This window comes from Enterobacter cloacae complex sp. IR5401, assembly GCF_049238425.1.
GTDB lineage: Bacteria > Pseudomonadota > Gammaproteobacteria > Enterobacterales > Enterobacteriaceae > Enterobacter > Enterobacter hormaechei_C.
This window is the reverse complement of the sequence record NZ_JBMKHN010000008.1, coordinates 157,045-172,334: the sequence shown is the minus strand read 5'-3', so window position 1 is coordinate 172,334 and position 15,290 is coordinate 157,045. Positions and strand designations below refer to the sequence as shown.

Here is a 15,290-nt window from a genome sequence, read left to right as displayed (position 1 = left end):
CTGCTTGTTGGCAGGCATTTGAAAATATATTTTGTATTCAGGTTGCAGCAAAACGCTTTCTTACACACAGGACTTCATATGCGGCTCAGAAAATTAAAACTGAAAAACTTCAGAGGCTACAGAAACTCTACTGAAATCATTATTGATGAAAGCATGACGGGTATTGTCGGTCGTAATGACTTTGGGAAATCAACGCTTCTGGAAGCGCTGGCTATTTTTTTTGAAACAGAAGGAATGAAGGCTGACAAGAATGACATGAACTGTTTCAGCCTAAGAGAAGGGGACGGCCGTTTTGAAATAGCCTGTGAATTTGATGACCTGCCCGATTTTATCATGATCGACGACAGGGTGCAGACCACGCTCGCCTCAGAACATCTGCTGAATGAGGACGGCAATTTTGAAATCGTCAAAACGTTTAAAGCAACGACCTCAGGAAAACCGGAGCAGACCTGCATCCGCTGCATCCACCCGGATGAGGAGCCCCTGAGAAATTTACTGGGCATGAAAATTTCTGAGCTCAAGGCGGTGGGAAAAGAAGTTGAAAAAAATGTGGCGGATAAACGCACTGCATCGTTATGGCGTCAGGCCATCAGGGAAGCCGCAGCCCCCTATACCTGTTCGGAAATTATGCTGGATGTCGATAAAGAGTTCGGAACCGACACAAAATCATTATGGGGTAAGATCCTCGATTTGCTGCCCACGTATGCGATTTTCAAAGCCGACAGGGAAAGCAGCGACGGGGATTCCGAAGCTAAAAACCCCTTACAGCAGGCCGTAAAAGACGCTCAGGCTGCGCTGCAGGACAAAATTACAGCGCTGGAAAATGAGATTCAGGACAGCGTCCTGGATGTCGCACAGAGAACGCTGGATAAATTACGTGAAATGGCCCCCGAACTCGCCAGTGAACTGACTCCACGATTTAAGGAGAAACCCAAGTGGACCTTCAATTTCACCCTGGACGGGGAAAATGGCATCCCCATCAATAAGCGCGGCAGCGGGATAAGGAGGCTTATCCTGTTGAATTTTTTTCGGGCTGAGGCTGAAAAGAATGTCGCGGGGACGCCCAGAAATGTGATTTATGCCATAGAGGAGCCTGAAACGTCACAGCATCCGAACTATCAGATGATGCTGATGAAAGCGTTACTGGCACTGGCAGGCCAGCCGCACCGTCAGATTATCGTCACCACCCATGTCCCGGCGCTGGCCGGATTAATCCCTGTCGAAGGCGTACGTTATGTTACCCGAAATGAGGCGGGTGAACCCGTAGTAAAAATGCCGGATGACGCAGTGCTGAAGGAAGCCACTGAAAGCCTGGGGGTGCTGCCAGAGACCGGTATGGAAAGGGCGCAGGGGATTGTTCTGGTAGAGGGAAAGTCGGATGTTACTTTCCTGAGGCATGCGGCCAGTTCATTAAAACAGTCAGGTGCGCTGCCAGCCTCTCTGGAGGACGTGAAAATAGTGCCAGTCCTCATAGGAGGGTGTGGTAGCGTCAAACACTGGGTTACATTGAATCTGGCCAAAGATCTGGGGCTTCCCTGGTGCGTATTTCTGGACTCCGATATTGGGGGAGACCCTGCACAGGTTCTGTCCATCCAGAAGCGTAAAAAAGAAGTAGAGGAGGCCGGTAAGGTATTTTTCGCTACGCGCAAACGTGAGATAGAAAACTATCTGTGCCCGGATCTTATCGAGGAAATTACTGGTGTAGCCGTCACGTTTACGGACACCTGTGACGCTAAAAAAATAATCGGCCGGGCTGTGGGAATGAAACCCGATAATGTACTAGATAAATTCTGGCCTCAGATGACATCAGAAAGAATCATCTCAAGATCAACCTATCATGACGGAACGCAGGAGAGAAGCGAGCTGGTTGAGATCCTGAGCGACATTGTATCCATGACGAGATAATGTATTAAATAAGCATCTCAGGTGCATATATTCCGGTCCTCAACAAAGGACCGGAGTACAGAGTAGTAAAAACCCGAAATTAATCGGGTTTGAATTATATAAAGATTAACCGACTCCCGCGCCCAGGAACGATGTAAAATCACGCTTGTCGTGACATTTCTACAATGTTTACTTTTGACTATCAAGCCATTTATTCATCTGCTCAATTTCACCTTTTTGAGCTTTAATGATGTCCTGCGCGAGCTTTCTCATTTTCGGATCTTTTCCGTATTTGAGCTCGGTCTCAGCCATTGCTATTGCCCCTTCATGGTGCGCTACCATGCCTTTCGCAAAAGCCTTGTCGGGATCGGACTCATTTACGGCAGCCATCATTTTGTCATGCATGTCTTTCATGCCAGCCATATATTCCTGTGACGAAGCCGAGGTAGACATATCAGTCATTTTCATTTCTGAATGTTCTGCTGAAATCGCTGGCAGGGATAACATTAATACTGCAAATAAAGTGTTTCTGGCTTTCATAAAAAATATCCTTTTAGCGTTGATGCCCGTTAACTGTAGCAGAATCTGATAAAAATGCCCCCTGTAGGGGGCAAAGATGTTGCCATATATCCGGTTACGGAAAAATCTATCAAGGAAATAAGGACAGCACAGATACTTCCCTCGCCGTCAGCCTGCACTGAGCATGCGACGATGCGCTTCGGCCATGGCCTGATGTGGGCCAGACTGACCGTTATTCATAAATTCATGGGCAACTGCAGCTCTTTCATGCTCATTCATTGCCGCTAATGACTTCGACGGCCCGGTAGGGGAAACGGTCTGACTTCCCATCATCCTCTGATGACTTTCCACCATTTTCTGGTGCGCATCCGCCGACCCGTTCGTCATGGTTTCATGAGCAATAATGGCCTGTTCATGCTGGTCCATACCGGCCATACGAGGTGCAGTCCCCTGGATCCCGACAGGAGCCGCAGCAGACTGCATCTGGTGAGCAGGTGCCTGTGCATTGTTGACCCGCTCATGGATATTCACGGTTTCAGTGGCCCAGGCCGAAGAAATTAAGCCAAAGCCCAGCAAGGATGCTAATACGATATTTTTCATGATAACTCTCCATTTCTTAATTAGTGATGTCCGGGGGAGTACAACCGGTGTTTTCAGTTCCATAACTGAAACAGGTTCGGAAGTGTTTATTTCTCCGGGAGGGGACTGGATATTCATTTCCTGGCGTCCACTGACGCCGGATATTGATAAAGCAATCCAGCCTTCCTGATAAGTTGCACTAATTATATCGAATGGCTTCTGTTTGCTGCATGACAGGCTAATGACATCTTTGTCATTTAAATCTTTATTCCCAGCACTGGGTGTCCGGAATCATTTTCTCCAGTCTGGGCACGGATAAGATAAAACGCGTTGAGTGTACGTCCGATTCCACCTGCACTCTTCCGTGATGTGCTTCCACGATTGACTTCACAATCGCAAGGCCGATGCCGCTGCCTTCTCCTTTTCGTTGTCTGGACGGATCCACCCGATAAAAACGGTCAAACAACCTTGATAAATGCTCTTCAGGGATTGGTTTCCCCGGATTTTCAATCACAAGGTCAAAAAAGCTCTCCTGCTCTCTTATTGAGACGGTGATTGCCTGTCCCTCCGGGGTATAACGCAGGGCATTGGATAACAGATTATTGATCGCCCTTCTGAACATTTGTGGATCTCCCTCAACCAGGCAGGGCATCCCGTTAAATTTGAGCGTGATATTGCGTTCTTCGGCCCAGGCTTCGAAAAACTCGAAGACTTTCATGACTTCCGCTCTGAGGTCAAACATGACCCTGTCAGGTATCAGCTGATTATTATCTGCCTGTGCCAGGAACAGCATATCGCTGACCATTTTGGTCATCCGGTTATACTCTTCAAGACTGGAATAGAGGACATCCTCAAGTTCCCTCTGTGTTCGATCCTGACTCAGTGCGATTTCAGTCTGCGTCACCAGATTGGTGATGGGCGTTCTGATCTCATGCGCGATATCGGCAGAGAAATTGGCCTGGCGGGTAAAGACATCCTCAATCTTTCCAATCATATGATTGAACGAGATAACCAGTTGCTCCAGCTCAATGGGAACGCGTGTCGGTTCCAGTCGCGCATCAAGATTCTCGGAGGTGATGTTTTTAATGGCATTGCTGACATTACGAAGGGGCAGGTGCCCCTGACGGACAGCGATTCGAATGATCAGAACAATCAACAGGCTTATCACGACGGCAATCGCAATCAGGTTCTTTTTCAGCGCATCGAGGTAATGGAGATGGAAATTAATGGATAGGCCAGTCAGCATGACATAGTTCTGCTGTTTGCCCTGAAATATCGCCTGACCAGAGGAGGCGATAATCCTGTATGTTTCCATCTTCATTTCGGACCCGGTATCCATCGGTCCCGCAGGATCCTCCACCGTCCAGAGAAAGACATCCCGTGCGCGGCTGTGCTCGCTAAAATCTGCTGAATTCACTGCCGGGCGTAGTGCCGCCCCCTGAGCTGAGCTAAAGAGCACTTCCCCCCTGGGATTGAGGAGCAAAAGGGCAACGTTGCGGTAGCTGGCAATTGATTCCTTTATTTTGCTTATTTTTTTATCATCCGGATCCACCGGGGACTGCAGTATACGGTTCAGTGTGGTGCTGATTTGTTGAAGATCGCTGACATCCTGCTCGGCAAAATGATTTTCAACAGAATGCAGCATAAACCAGGTGAATGCGATAAAAGCCAGTATCGTGGACAGGCTGATAAAAAAGGTCAGCCGCAGAGCGAGTGAGAAAGGGCGTCTGGAAGGTTTGCTATGCATCCGGGACCTCCAGCATGTAGCCCACGCCCCGGACTGTCTGGATCAGCTTTGTCTCGTAATCGTTGTCTATTTTAGCGCGGAGTCGCTTTACTGCGACATCGATCGCATTAGTGTCGCTGTCAAAATTCATGTCCCAGACCTGAGAGGCAATCAGGGAGCGGGGAAGAACCTCTCCCTGATGGCGAATGAAGAATTCCAGCAGGCTGAACTCTTTACTGGTGAGCACAATGCGGTTTCCGGCGCGACTGACTTTTCTGGATACGAGATCAATCGAGAGGTCAGCCACCTTAAACTGGCTTTCCGTGATCATCGTGTTTCCCCGCCTCAGAAGGGTTCTCACCCGGGCGAGCAGTTCGGCAAACGCAAAGGGTTTAACCAGATAATCGTCCGCACCCAGTTCCAGTCCTTTGACCCTATGTTCGATCGTGCCGAGGGCTGTCAGCAGTAAGACCGGCATACCCTTTCCGGCAGTGCGCAGCATGCGGATGATATCCCAGCCGTTCACATCAGGTAGCATGATATCCAGAATGACTAAATCATACTCGGCTGTCATGGCGAGATGATATCCGGTAAGACCATTATCAGCGTGATCCACTACGAACCCTGCCTCTGTAAGCCCTTTGCTGAGATATTCACCTGTTTTAATTTCGTCTTCGACGATCAATATTTTCATCTTGCTCCCCGGCTGGCTGCTAATGTCATTCTATTGCGCCCACGATCGTTATCAACGGATTACAGCAAAAATGACAACATTGTCATTATCCTGTCACCCGGCAAACAGAGAGCGTTAGGTAAAGTACCCCTATCAATACTCTGGACTTCATTTGAACCATTTACCAGGTCTGCCTGGACGAGAAGCGTTATGTTCAAATTAAAATTACTCAGCATTAGCACGATATTCATCCTGGCAGGCTGCGTGTCGCTTGCGCCTGAATATCAGCGGCCCGCAGCACCGGTACCCCAGCAGTTTTCACTGTCCCATAACAGCCTGACGCCAGCGGTAAATGGCTATCAGGATACGGGCTGGCGTAACTTTTTTGTCGATCCCCAGGTTACCCGGTTGATCGGTGAAGCTCTGACTAATAACCGTGATTTGAGAATGGCTGCCCTGAAGGTTGAAGAGGCCCGAGCCCAGTTCAACGTCACGGATGCAGATCGTTATCCCCAGCTGAATGCCTCATCCGGGATAACATACAGCGGTGGTCTGAAAGGTGACAAGCCGACCACACAGGAGTACGACGCGAGACTGGAGCTCAGCTATGAGCTCGATTTTTTCGGCAAACTTAAGAACATGAGTGATGCTGATCGCCAGAACTACTTTGCCAGCGAAGAAGCCCGTCGGGCCGTACACATCCTGCTGGTATCCAACGTTTCACAAAGCTATTTCAGCCAGCAACTGGCGTACGAACAACTTCGTATTGCGCGGGAAACGCTGAAAAATTATCAACAGTCCTATGCTTTCGTTGAGCAGCAGCTCGTGACCGGGAGTACGAACGTTCTGGCACTTGAACAGGCGCGAGGACAAATCGAAAGTACCCGCGCCGAAATAGCCAAACGAGAAGGCGATCTGGCTCAGGCAAACAATGCCCTGCAACTGGTGCTGGGAACGTACCGCGCACTTCCGTCAGAAAAAGGGATGAAAGGCGGGGAGATAGCCCCAGTAAAATTGCCACCAAATCTGTCTTCACAAATTTTGCTGCAGCGACCGGATATTATGGAAGCGGAATATCAGCTGAAAGCGGCTGATGCCAATATTGGCGCAGCGCGAGCGGCCTTTTTCCCCTCAATTACCCTGACCAGTGGTCTTTCCGCAAGCAGTACGGAGCTGTCCAGCCTGTTTACGTCAGGAAGTGGAATGTGGAATTTTATCCCTAAAATTGAAATTCCTATATTTAATGCTGGCAGGAATAAAGCCAATCTGAAGCTGGCTGAAATTCGCCAGCAACAGTCGGTGGTTAATTACGAACAAAAAATTCAGTCAGCCTTTAAGGATGTTTCCGACACGCTTGCGCTGCGCGACAGCCTTAGCCAGCAACTTGAGTCACAGCAGCGTTATCTTGATTCACTTCAGATAACTCTCCAGCGTGCCAGAGGATTGTATGCAAGTGGTGCTGTCAGTTACATCGAAGTGCTGGATGCAGAACGTTCCCTCTTCGCTACCCAGCAAACCATTCTCGATCTTACCTATTCCCGGCAGGTTAACGAAATTAATCTGTTTACCGCGCTGGGTGGCGGTTGGGTAGAGTAAATTTATTTAATTAATCAGGAAATTAAAATGCGTAATTCACTTAAAGCCGTTTTATTTGGTGCCTTCTCTGTCATGTTTTCTGCCGGTCTTCATGCTGAAACACATCAGCATGGCGATATGAATACTGCCAGTGATGCTTCGGTACAGCAAGTTATCAAGGGCACCGGTGTCGTTAAAGACATTGATATGAATACTAAGAAAATCACCATTTCGCATGAAGCAATTCCAGCGGTGGGCTGGCCTGCAATGACCATGCGCTTTACTTTTGTTAATGCAGACGATGCTATTAATGCCCTGAAAACAGGCAACCATGTCGATTTCTCGTTTATTCAGCAGGGCAATATCTCCTTACTCAAAAGCATTAACGTGACGCAGTCCTGATTGGCTGTCCGGAGCGATTACATCCTGTGCGCCTGTACATTCACATAGGTATATGTGTGAGTTAACCGTCAGGCGCATATGCCAGGTGTTTTGATTTTTTAGCGGAAAATTGTATGGCTTCTTTAAAGATAAAATATGCTGCAATAATTATCAGCAGCCTCATAGCAGGGGGGCTGATATCGGTTACTGCCTGGCAGTATGTAAACTCAGCACAAAAGACAGAAAAAACAGAACAAAAGGCACCGGAACGAAAGGTGCTTTTCTGGTATGACCCAATGAAACCGGATACCAAATTTGATAAACCCGGAAAATCGCCCTTTATGGATATGGACCTGGTGCCAAAATATGCTGATGACAGTGGCGATAAAAGCAGTGGCGGGATCCGTATCGACCCAACCCAGGTTCAGAATCTGGGATTAAAAACGCAAAAAGTCACGCGAGGAATGCTGAATTATTCTCAGACAATCCCGGCTAATGTCAGCTATAACGAGTATCAGTTTGTTATTGTGCAGGCGCGTTCTGACGGGTTTGTCGAAAAAGTCTACCCCATGACGATTGGCGATCATGTGAAGAAGGGGACGCCACTTATCGATATTACCATTCCGGACTGGGTGGAAGCACAGAGTGAATTCCTTCTGTTATCCAGCACCGGTGGTACTTCCACGCAAATTAAAGGCGTTCTGGAACGGCTTCGCCTGGCAGGTATGCCGGAAGAGGATATTCAGAGACTGCGTTCTACCCGGAGCATTCAGACCCGTTTTACCATTAAAGCACCTATTGATGGTGTCATTACTGCATTTGACCTGCGCACCGGCATGAATATTTCGAAAGATAAGGTGGTGGCTCAGATTCAGGGAATGGACCCGGTCTGGATCAGCGCTGCAGTGCCAGAATCTATCGCCTATCTGCTGAAAGATACGTCGCAGTTTGAAATTTCGGTACCGGCTTATCCGGATAAAACATTCCATGTCGAAAAATGGAATATTCTTCCCAGCGTGGATCAGACAACCCGTACGCTTCAGGTCCGTCTCCAGGTTTCTAATAAGGATGAGTTTCTCAAGCCGGGCATGAATGCCTATCTGAAACTGAATACCAGAAGCCAGGAGATGCTGCTGATACCAAGCCAGGCCGTTATCGATACCGGCAAAGAACAGCGCGTGATTACTGTTGATGATGAAGGCAAGTTTGTGCCGAAACAGATCCACGTTCTGCATGAGTCACAGCAACAGTCCGGCATCGGCTCCGGCCTGAATGAAGGCGATACCGTGGTGGTCAGTGGCCTGTTCCTCATTGACTCTGAAGCCAATATTACGGGCGCACTGGAACGTATGCGCCACCCTGAAAAAACAGAAAGCAGTATGCCAGCAATGTCTGACCAGCCTGTAAATATGCATTCAGGGCACTGAGGAGACGACGATGATTGAATGGATTATCCGGCGCTCTGTCGCCAACCGTTTCCTGGTCATGATGGGGGCCCTGTTTCTCAGCATCTGGGGCACATGGACGATTATTAACACGCCTGTCGATGCCTTGCCTGACCTGTCAGATGTGCAGGTCATTATCAAAACCAGCTATCCCGGCCAGGCCCCGCAGATTGTAGAAAACCAGGTCACCTATCCACTTACCACCACCATGCTGTCCGTGCCTGGCGCAAAAACCGTGCGTGGTTTTTCACAGTTCGGTGATTCGTATGTGTATGTCATTTTTGAAGACGGCACCGATCTGTACTGGGCCCGTTCCCGCGTGCTGGAGTACCTGAACCAGGTACAGGGAAAACTGCCCGCCGGTGTGAGTTCTGAAATCGGTCCGGACGCCACGGGGGTGGGCTGGATATTTGAATATGCCCTTGTCGATCGCAGCGGAAAACACGACCTTTCAGAACTGCGTTCTCTGCAGGACTGGTTCCTGAAATTTGAGCTGAAAACCATCCCGAACGTGGCTGAGGTCGCTTCGGTTGGCGGCGTGGTGAAACAGTACCAGATTCAGGTCAATCCGGTAAAATTGTCTCAGTATGGTATCAGCCTGCCCGAAGTGAAACAGGCCCTTGAATCGTCTAACCAGGAGGCCGGTGGCTCATCCGTTGAAATGGCCGAAGCTGAGTATATGGTCCGTGCCAGCGGTTATCTTCAGAGCATTGATGATTTTAATAACATCGTCCTGAAAACAGGCGAGAACGGCGTGCCGGTTTATCTGCGGGATGTTGCCCGCGTGCAGACCGGGCCTGAAATGCGGCGTGGTATTGCCGAGCTGAACGGCCAGGGCGAAGTCGCTGGCGGCGTGGTGATCCTGCGGTCGGGTAAAAATGCACGCGACGTTATCACGGCAGTGAGGGATAAACTTGAGACGCTGAAGGCCAGCCTGCCGGAAGGCGTTGAAATCGTGACCACCTACGATCGCAGCCAGCTCATCGACCGGGCGATTGATAACCTCAGTTCCAAACTTCTGGAAGAGTTTATCGTGGTGGCCATCGTCTGTGCCCTGTTCCTGTGGCACGTACGTTCTGCCCTGGTGGCGATTATCTCTCTGCCGCTTGGTCTGTGTATCGCCTTTATCGTCATGCACTTCCAGGGACTGAACGCCAATATCATGTCGCTGGGAGGGATAGCGATTGCCGTCGGTGCGATGGTGGATGCCGCCATTGTGATGATTGAGAATGCGCATAAGCGGCTTGAGGAGTGGGATCATCAGCATCCGGGTGAGCAGATTGACAACGCCACCCGCTGGAAGGTGATTACCGATGCCTCCGTTGAAGTGGGACCCGCACTGTTTATCAGCCTGCTGATCATCACCCTGTCCTTTATTCCTATCTTTACCCTGGAAGGTCAGGAAGGACGTCTGTTTGGCCCGCTGGCATTCACGAAAACGTACTCCATGGCGGGCGCGGCCGCGCTGGCCATCATCGTCATTCCGATTCTGATGGGATTCTGGATCCGGGGGAAAATTCCTGCAGAGACCAGTAACCCCCTGAACCGGGTACTGATCAAAGCGTATCATCCATTGCTGTTGCGGGTTCTCCACTGGCCAAAAACAACCCTGCTGGTTGCGGCCTTGTCCATTTTCACCGTTATCTGGCCGCTGAGCCAGGTGGGCGGTGAGTTTCTGCCGAAGATTAACGAGGGCGACCTGTTGTATATGCCGTCGACCCTGCCGGGTGTCTCTCCGGCTGAAGCTGCAGCGCTCCTGCAGACGACGGACAAGTTAATCAAAAGCGTTCCTGAAGTGGCCTCTGTATTTGGCAAGACCGGTAAAGCAGAGACCGCCACGGATTCCGCACCGCTCGAAATGGTTGAAACCACGATCCAGCTCAAACCTGAGGATCAGTGGCGTCCAGGCATGACGATTGACAAGATTATTGAAGAACTCGACAGGACCGTCCGTTTACCGGGGCTGGCAAACCTCTGGGTGCCGCCAATCCGTAACCGTATTGATATGCTCTCAACCGGGATCAAAAGCCCGATAGGTATCAAGGTGTCCGGAACGGTTCTGTCCGATATCGATGCAACGGCGCAGAGTATCGAAGCGGTCGCCAAAACCGTACCCGGCGTAGTGTCTGCTCTCGCAGAGCGACTGGAAGGCGGGCGCTACATTGATGTGGATATCAACCGGGAAAAAGCCTCCCGCTACGGAATGACGGTGGGCGATGTGCAGCTGTTCATCTCATCAGCCATCGGCGGCGCGACGGTAGGGGAAACGGTTGAAGGCGTGGCCCGGTACCCGATTAATATCCGCTATCCGCAGGATTACCGGAACAGCCCGCAGGCCCTGAAACAGATGCCGATCCTGACCCCGATGAAGCAGCAGATCACGCTGGGCGATGTTGCGGATATTAAGGTCGTTTCCGGGCCGACTATGCTGAAAACGGAAAATGCCCGTCCAGCCAGCTGGATTTACATTGACGCGCGCGGCAGGGATATGGTGTCGGTGGTTAATGACATTAAAACGGCGATCAGTCAGAAAGTGAAACTGAGACCGGGTACCAGCGTGTCATTCTCCGGACAGTTTGAACTGCTTGAGCATGCCAACAAGAAACTGAAGCTGATGGTGCCGATGACGGTGATGATCATCTTCATCCTGTTGTATCTGGCATTCCGCCGGGTTGATGAAGCCCTGCTGATCCTGATGAGCCTGCCGTTCGCCCTGGTTGGCGGGATATGGTTCCTGTACTGGCAGGGCTTCCATATGTCTGTCGCAACCGGAACGGGGTTTATCGCTCTGGCCGGGGTGGCAGCAGAGTTTGGCGTGGTCATGCTGATGTATCTGCGTCATGCCATTGAAGCGCACCCGGAATTGTCCCGTAAAGAGACGTTCACACCGGAAGGCCTTGATGAAGCCCTCTATCATGGTGCCGTACTGCGTGTCCGGCCGAAAGCCATGACCGTGGCGGTGATCATTGCGGGTCTGCTGCCAATACTCTGGGGAACCGGTGCAGGTTCAGAAGTCATGAGCCGTATCGCGGCACCCATGATTGGTGGGATGATCACGGCTCCGCTGCTGTCCCTGTTCATTATTCCTGCCGCCTACAAATTAATCTGGCTGCGCAGACATAAAAAAAGCGTGTCCTGAACCTGAAAGGGCACCCCCTGTGGGTGTCCTTCTTTACTGATTCACCCTGACGTCAGGGTTTAAATCGATAATATACAGAGGTGAGTATGAAAAAAGTGGTTCTGATGGCGCTGGCTCTCGGCCTTTCACTGCCCGCGATGGCGAGTGAAAAAGTGATTGATATGTACAAATCTGAAAACTGTGGCTGTTGTTCCCTGTGGGGCAAGGCGATGGAAAAAGACGGGTTTGAAGTACGAACTCACGTCATGAATGATCAGGCGCTGTCAGCCCTGAAAGAAAAGCATGCTATTCCTGCAGGACTGCGAAGTTGTCATACCGCGGTTGCCGGTAATTTGATCATTGAAGGCCATGTGCCTGCGACAACGATACATAAGGCAATGCAGTCTGGTTCAGGTATATACGGTCTCGCCACCCCCGGTATGCCAGCAGGAAGTCCTGGAATGGAGATGGGAGCCCGAAAAGAGGCTTACGATGTTATCGCATTCTCACCGGATGGAAGTAAAAAAGTCTTCCAGCGAATCGAATAGTCAGCGGAACGGCTGATAACGGGACGCCGGTAGCAGGCACTCCTGTGCCGGCGATATTCGTGGTAATCGCATCCATGACATACCCTGAAGACAGAAGATGCTTCGGTATGCATAAGGAGAGTTACTGTGAAAAATGACAATGCAGTGCAACACAACAACCAGACTGCTTCTGAGCAGACATTATCCCCGGACGAGGGCCACGTATTGCATAAGGTGAGAGATCCCGTGTGCGGGATGGCCATCCTGCCCGACAGGGCGCACAGCAGCATTCGATACCAGGACCATCAACTTTATTTCTGCTCCGCCAGCTGTGAGAGTAAATTTAAAGCCCATCCCGATCGTTATCTTACCGAAGATGCCAGTGAACATTCCCATCACCATCACCACGATCATCACGAAGTCAGCCCTGATCAGATAAAACAGCCTCACCACCAGGCGGAAAAAGAGAATTCTGAAGGTGTGTGGACATGTCCGATGCACCCGGAGATACGCCGCAGTGGTCCCGGAAGCTGTCCTGTCTGTGGAATGGCACTGGAGCCGCTCGTAGCTACGGCATCCACGGGGCCGAGTGATGAACTTCACGACATGACAAGACGCTTCTGGCTGGGGTTGTTGCTGGCGTTTCCGGTTCTGGTACTCGAAATGGGATCTCATCTGTTTCCCGAGTTGAGGAATACAGTACCGCCACAGTACAACACATGGCTGCAGCTGCTTCTGGCCTCCCCTGTCGTGTTGTGGTGTGGCTGGCCATTCTTCGCCCGGGCCGGAATGTCGTTACGTAACCGCTCCCTGAATATGTTTACCCTTGTTGCAATGGGGACCGGCGTAGCCTGGGTTTACAGCGTCATTGCAACCGTCTTCCCCTCCTGGTTTCCTGCATCGTTCAGAAACATGGATGGCCTGGTGGCCGTTTATTTTGAAGCCGCAGCAGTTATTACGGTGCTTGTTCTGCTGGGACAGGTTCTTGAGCTGCGGGCACGGGAACAAACCTCAGGCGCCATTACTGCGCTTCTGAACCTTGCCCCCAAAACCGCCAGACGGCTGGATCATGACGGTCATGAAACGGATATTAATGCGGAAGATGTCCTGCCTGGCGATAAGCTCCGCATCAGACCTGGAGAGAGTATTCCGGTCGACGGTATCGTGATCGAAGGCAAAACAACCGTTGATGAATCGATGGTGACCGGGGAATCTATGCCGGTTACCAAAACGGAGGGTGACCCTGTCATCGGGGGGACCATTAATCAGACAGGGAGTCTCATCATCCGTGCAGAGAAAGTCGGTGATGAAACAATGCTCTCACGAATTGTTCAGATGGTCGCTGATGCACAGCGTTCGCGTGCCCCCATCCAGAGAATGGCTGACAGCGTTTCAGGCTGGTTTGTTCCTCTGGTGATACTTATCGCGGTTGTTGCTTTCGTGATCTGGTCTGTCTGGGGGCCCGAGCCCAGGATGGCGCACGGTCTCATTGCGGCTGTGTCGGTCCTGATTATTGCCTGTCCCTGCGCGCTGGGGCTGGCCACGCCGATGTCGATAATGGTGGGGGTGGGCAAAGGAGCCCAGGCCGGGGTGTTAATCAGGAATGCCGAAGCCCTTGAGCGTCTTGAAAAAGTGGACACGCTGGTTGTCGACAAAACAGGCACGCTCACGGAAGGTTCGCCTACGGTGACAGGGATTATCAGTCTCAATCCGGGTGGGGAAACATCTCTTTTGCGTGTAACAGCCGCAGTGGAAAAAGGCTCGCAGCATCCGCTGGGTATGGCAGTAGTTAAAGCAGCACAGGAAAAGGGGATCGCAATACCCGCAGTCACTCATTTCGATGCACCGTCGGGTAAAGGTGTCTCAGGCGATGTCGAAGGTCAACGGGTTGTTATTGGTAATGAACTGGCTATGCAGGAAAACAGTATAGTTATTGATAATCAAAAGGCCGTTGCGGATACGTTGCGGATGGAAGGCGCTACCGTTATCTATGTGGCCACAGACGGGGACCTTGCAGGCCTGATAGCTATCTCGGATCCCGTGAAAACAACCACGCCGGATGCGCTTAAAGCTTTGCGTCAGGCGGGGATCCGCATCGTTATGCTCACCGGGGATAACCAGCTTACTGCTGAAGCAGTCGCACGGAAACTGGGAATAGATGAGGTTGAAGCCGGAATTCTGCCGGATGGCAAAAAAGCAGTGATAACCCGACTGAAAGAGTCTGGCCATGTGGTTGCGATGGCCGGAGACGGTGTGAATGATGCCCCGGCGCTGGCAGCGGCTGACGTGGGTATAGCCATGGGAACGGGTACAGATGTGGCAATTGAAAGTGCCGGAGTCACCCTTCTCAAAGGCGACTTGATGATACTGAACAGGGCCCGTCATCTGTCAGAGATCACCATGAAAAATATCCGTCAGAATCTGTTTTTTGCATTTATCTACAACGCACTTGGCGTGCCTGTGGCTGCAGGTCTGCTTTATCCTGTGTATGGAATACTGCTGTCGCCAGTTATTGCGGCGGCGGCCATGGCTCTTTCCTCCGTCAGCGTCATTGTGAATGCGTTGCGTCTGAAAAGTGTCAGGCTCGGGAAATAACACTGAGTGAAGGGTCAGTTACGAACAGAAGGAGTCCAGTATGAAAAGTACCACCTATGCGCTTATTGCTGTCGCCGCGATCGCGGCATTTGCCCTCCTGCGCGAACACTGGTCACATGTGGCAGGTTACTGGCCATATCTGTTATTGCTGGTCTGCCCGCTAATGCATCTTTTCCACGGCCACGGAGGGCATGGAGATCATCAACATCACGGAAGTGAAAACGATAAAAAAAATTAATCCGGCAGACGGGGCCGCGTCGCGGTCCCG

12 protein-coding genes are annotated in these 15,290 nt (G+C 50.9%); 8 read left to right on the top strand and 4 right to left on the bottom strand.

What is annotated here, in order from left to right; all coding sequences use genetic code 11:
- The first annotated feature begins 78 nt into the window (after window positions 1–78).
- Window positions 79–1,905 carry an AAA family ATPase gene (locus ACOTX1_RS14175; protein ID WP_001239419.1) on the top strand — a complete coding sequence of 609 codons (1,827 nt, stop codon included), beginning with the start codon at window positions 79–81 and terminating at the stop codon, window positions 1,903–1,905.
- A gap of 168 nt (window positions 1,906–2,073) precedes the next feature.
- On the opposite strand, the gene copM is transcribed toward ACOTX1_RS14175, so the two are convergent.
- The 4 genes from copM to silR all read right to left on the bottom strand — a co-directional run bounded on the left by copM (window position 2,074) and on the right by silR (window position 5,402).
- Entirely contained in the window at window positions 2,074–2,424 is a 351-nt protein-coding gene (copM, locus tag ACOTX1_RS14170) for a CopM family metallochaperone (protein WP_000647571.1), read from the bottom strand.
- A gap of 147 nt (window positions 2,425–2,571) precedes the next feature.
- On the bottom strand, window positions 2,572–3,003 hold the full coding sequence (gene silE / locus ACOTX1_RS14165) for a silver-binding protein SilE (protein ID WP_000790485.1): 432 nt from the start codon (window positions 3,001–3,003) through the stop codon (window positions 2,572–2,574).
- A gap of 244 nt (window positions 3,004–3,247) precedes the next feature.
- Complete coding sequence (gene silS, locus ACOTX1_RS14160) at window positions 3,248–4,729, bottom strand: copper/silver sensor histidine kinase SilS (protein WP_000555736.1); 1,482 nt, start codon at window positions 4,727–4,729, stop codon at window positions 3,248–3,250.
- Window positions 4,722–5,402 carry a copper/silver response regulator transcription factor SilR gene (silR, locus tag ACOTX1_RS14155; RefSeq protein ID WP_000697968.1) on the bottom strand — a complete coding sequence of 227 codons (681 nt, stop codon included), beginning with the start codon at window positions 5,400–5,402 and terminating at the stop codon, window positions 4,722–4,724. Before silR ends, silS begins: the two co-directional genes overlap by 8 nt.
- A gap of 189 nt (window positions 5,403–5,591) precedes the next feature.
- Between silR and silC the strand changes: the two genes are divergently transcribed.
- The 7 genes from silC (at window position 5,592) to ACOTX1_RS14120 (ending at window position 15,260) form a co-directional block, all read left to right on the top strand.
- Window positions 5,592–6,977, top strand: coding sequence for a Cu(+)/Ag(+) efflux RND transporter outer membrane channel SilC (gene silC / locus ACOTX1_RS14150; protein ID WP_000475506.1), 1,386 nt, complete (start codon window positions 5,592–5,594; stop codon window positions 6,975–6,977).
- Between the two features lie 27 nt (window positions 6,978–7,004).
- Window positions 7,005–7,358 (top strand): cation efflux system protein CusF, encoded by a 354-nt coding sequence (cusF, locus tag ACOTX1_RS14145; protein WP_001246155.1) that lies wholly within the window; start codon window positions 7,005–7,007, stop codon window positions 7,356–7,358.
- Window positions 7,359–7,471: 113 nt separating this feature from the next.
- Window positions 7,472–8,764 carry a Cu(+)/Ag(+) efflux RND transporter periplasmic adaptor subunit SilB gene (gene silB / locus ACOTX1_RS14140; RefSeq protein ID WP_000157620.1) on the top strand — a complete coding sequence of 431 codons (1,293 nt, stop codon included), beginning with the start codon at window positions 7,472–7,474 and terminating at the stop codon, window positions 8,762–8,764.
- 10 nt (window positions 8,765–8,774) lie between these two features.
- Window positions 8,775–11,921 (top strand): Cu(+)/Ag(+) efflux RND transporter permease subunit SilA, encoded by a 3,147-nt coding sequence (silA, locus tag ACOTX1_RS14135; RefSeq protein WP_000574029.1) that lies wholly within the window; start codon window positions 8,775–8,777, stop codon window positions 11,919–11,921.
- 86 nt (window positions 11,922–12,007) lie between these two features.
- Window positions 12,008–12,448: a DUF411 domain-containing protein gene (locus tag ACOTX1_RS14130; protein WP_000758228.1), complete on the top strand. Its 441-nt coding sequence runs from the start codon at window positions 12,008–12,010 to the stop codon at window positions 12,446–12,448.
- Window positions 12,449–12,574: 126 nt separating this feature from the next.
- Entirely contained in the window at window positions 12,575–15,022 is a 2,448-nt protein-coding gene (gene silP, locus ACOTX1_RS14125) for an Ag(+)-translocating P-type ATPase SilP (protein ID WP_001353604.1), read from the top strand.
- A gap of 40 nt (window positions 15,023–15,062) precedes the next feature.
- Entirely contained in the window at window positions 15,063–15,260 is a 198-nt protein-coding gene (locus ACOTX1_RS14120; protein ID WP_000843494.1) for a DUF2933 domain-containing protein, read from the top strand.
- Window positions 15,261–15,290 lie beyond the last annotated feature (30 nt).

Coding starts and splice junctions, on each gene's coding strand:
- silR (WP_000697968.1), bottom strand. CDS start 5,402: ATGAAAATATTGATCGTCGAAGACGAAATTAAAACAGGTGAATATCTC.
- silB (WP_000157620.1), top strand. CDS start 7,472: ATGGCTTCTTTAAAGATAAAATATGCTGCAATAATTATCAGCAGCCTC.
- copM (WP_000647571.1), bottom strand. CDS start 2,424: ATGAAAGCCAGAAACACTTTATTTGCAGTATTAATGTTATCCCTGCCA.
- silE (WP_000790485.1), bottom strand. CDS start 3,003: ATGAAAAATATCGTATTAGCATCCTTGCTGGGCTTTGGCTTAATTTCT.
- ACOTX1_RS14120 (WP_000843494.1), top strand. CDS start 15,063: ATGAAAAGTACCACCTATGCGCTTATTGCTGTCGCCGCGATCGCGGCA.
- silC (WP_000475506.1), top strand. CDS start 5,592: ATGTTCAAATTAAAATTACTCAGCATTAGCACGATATTCATCCTGGCA.
- silS (WP_000555736.1), bottom strand. CDS start 4,729: ATGCATAGCAAACCTTCCAGACGCCCTTTCTCACTCGCTCTGCGGCTG.
- silA (WP_000574029.1), top strand. CDS start 8,775: ATGATTGAATGGATTATCCGGCGCTCTGTCGCCAACCGTTTCCTGGTC.
- ACOTX1_RS14175 (WP_001239419.1), top strand. CDS start 79: ATGCGGCTCAGAAAATTAAAACTGAAAAACTTCAGAGGCTACAGAAAC.
- ACOTX1_RS14130 (WP_000758228.1), top strand. CDS start 12,008: ATGAAAAAAGTGGTTCTGATGGCGCTGGCTCTCGGCCTTTCACTGCCC.
- cusF (WP_001246155.1), top strand. CDS start 7,005: ATGCGTAATTCACTTAAAGCCGTTTTATTTGGTGCCTTCTCTGTCATG.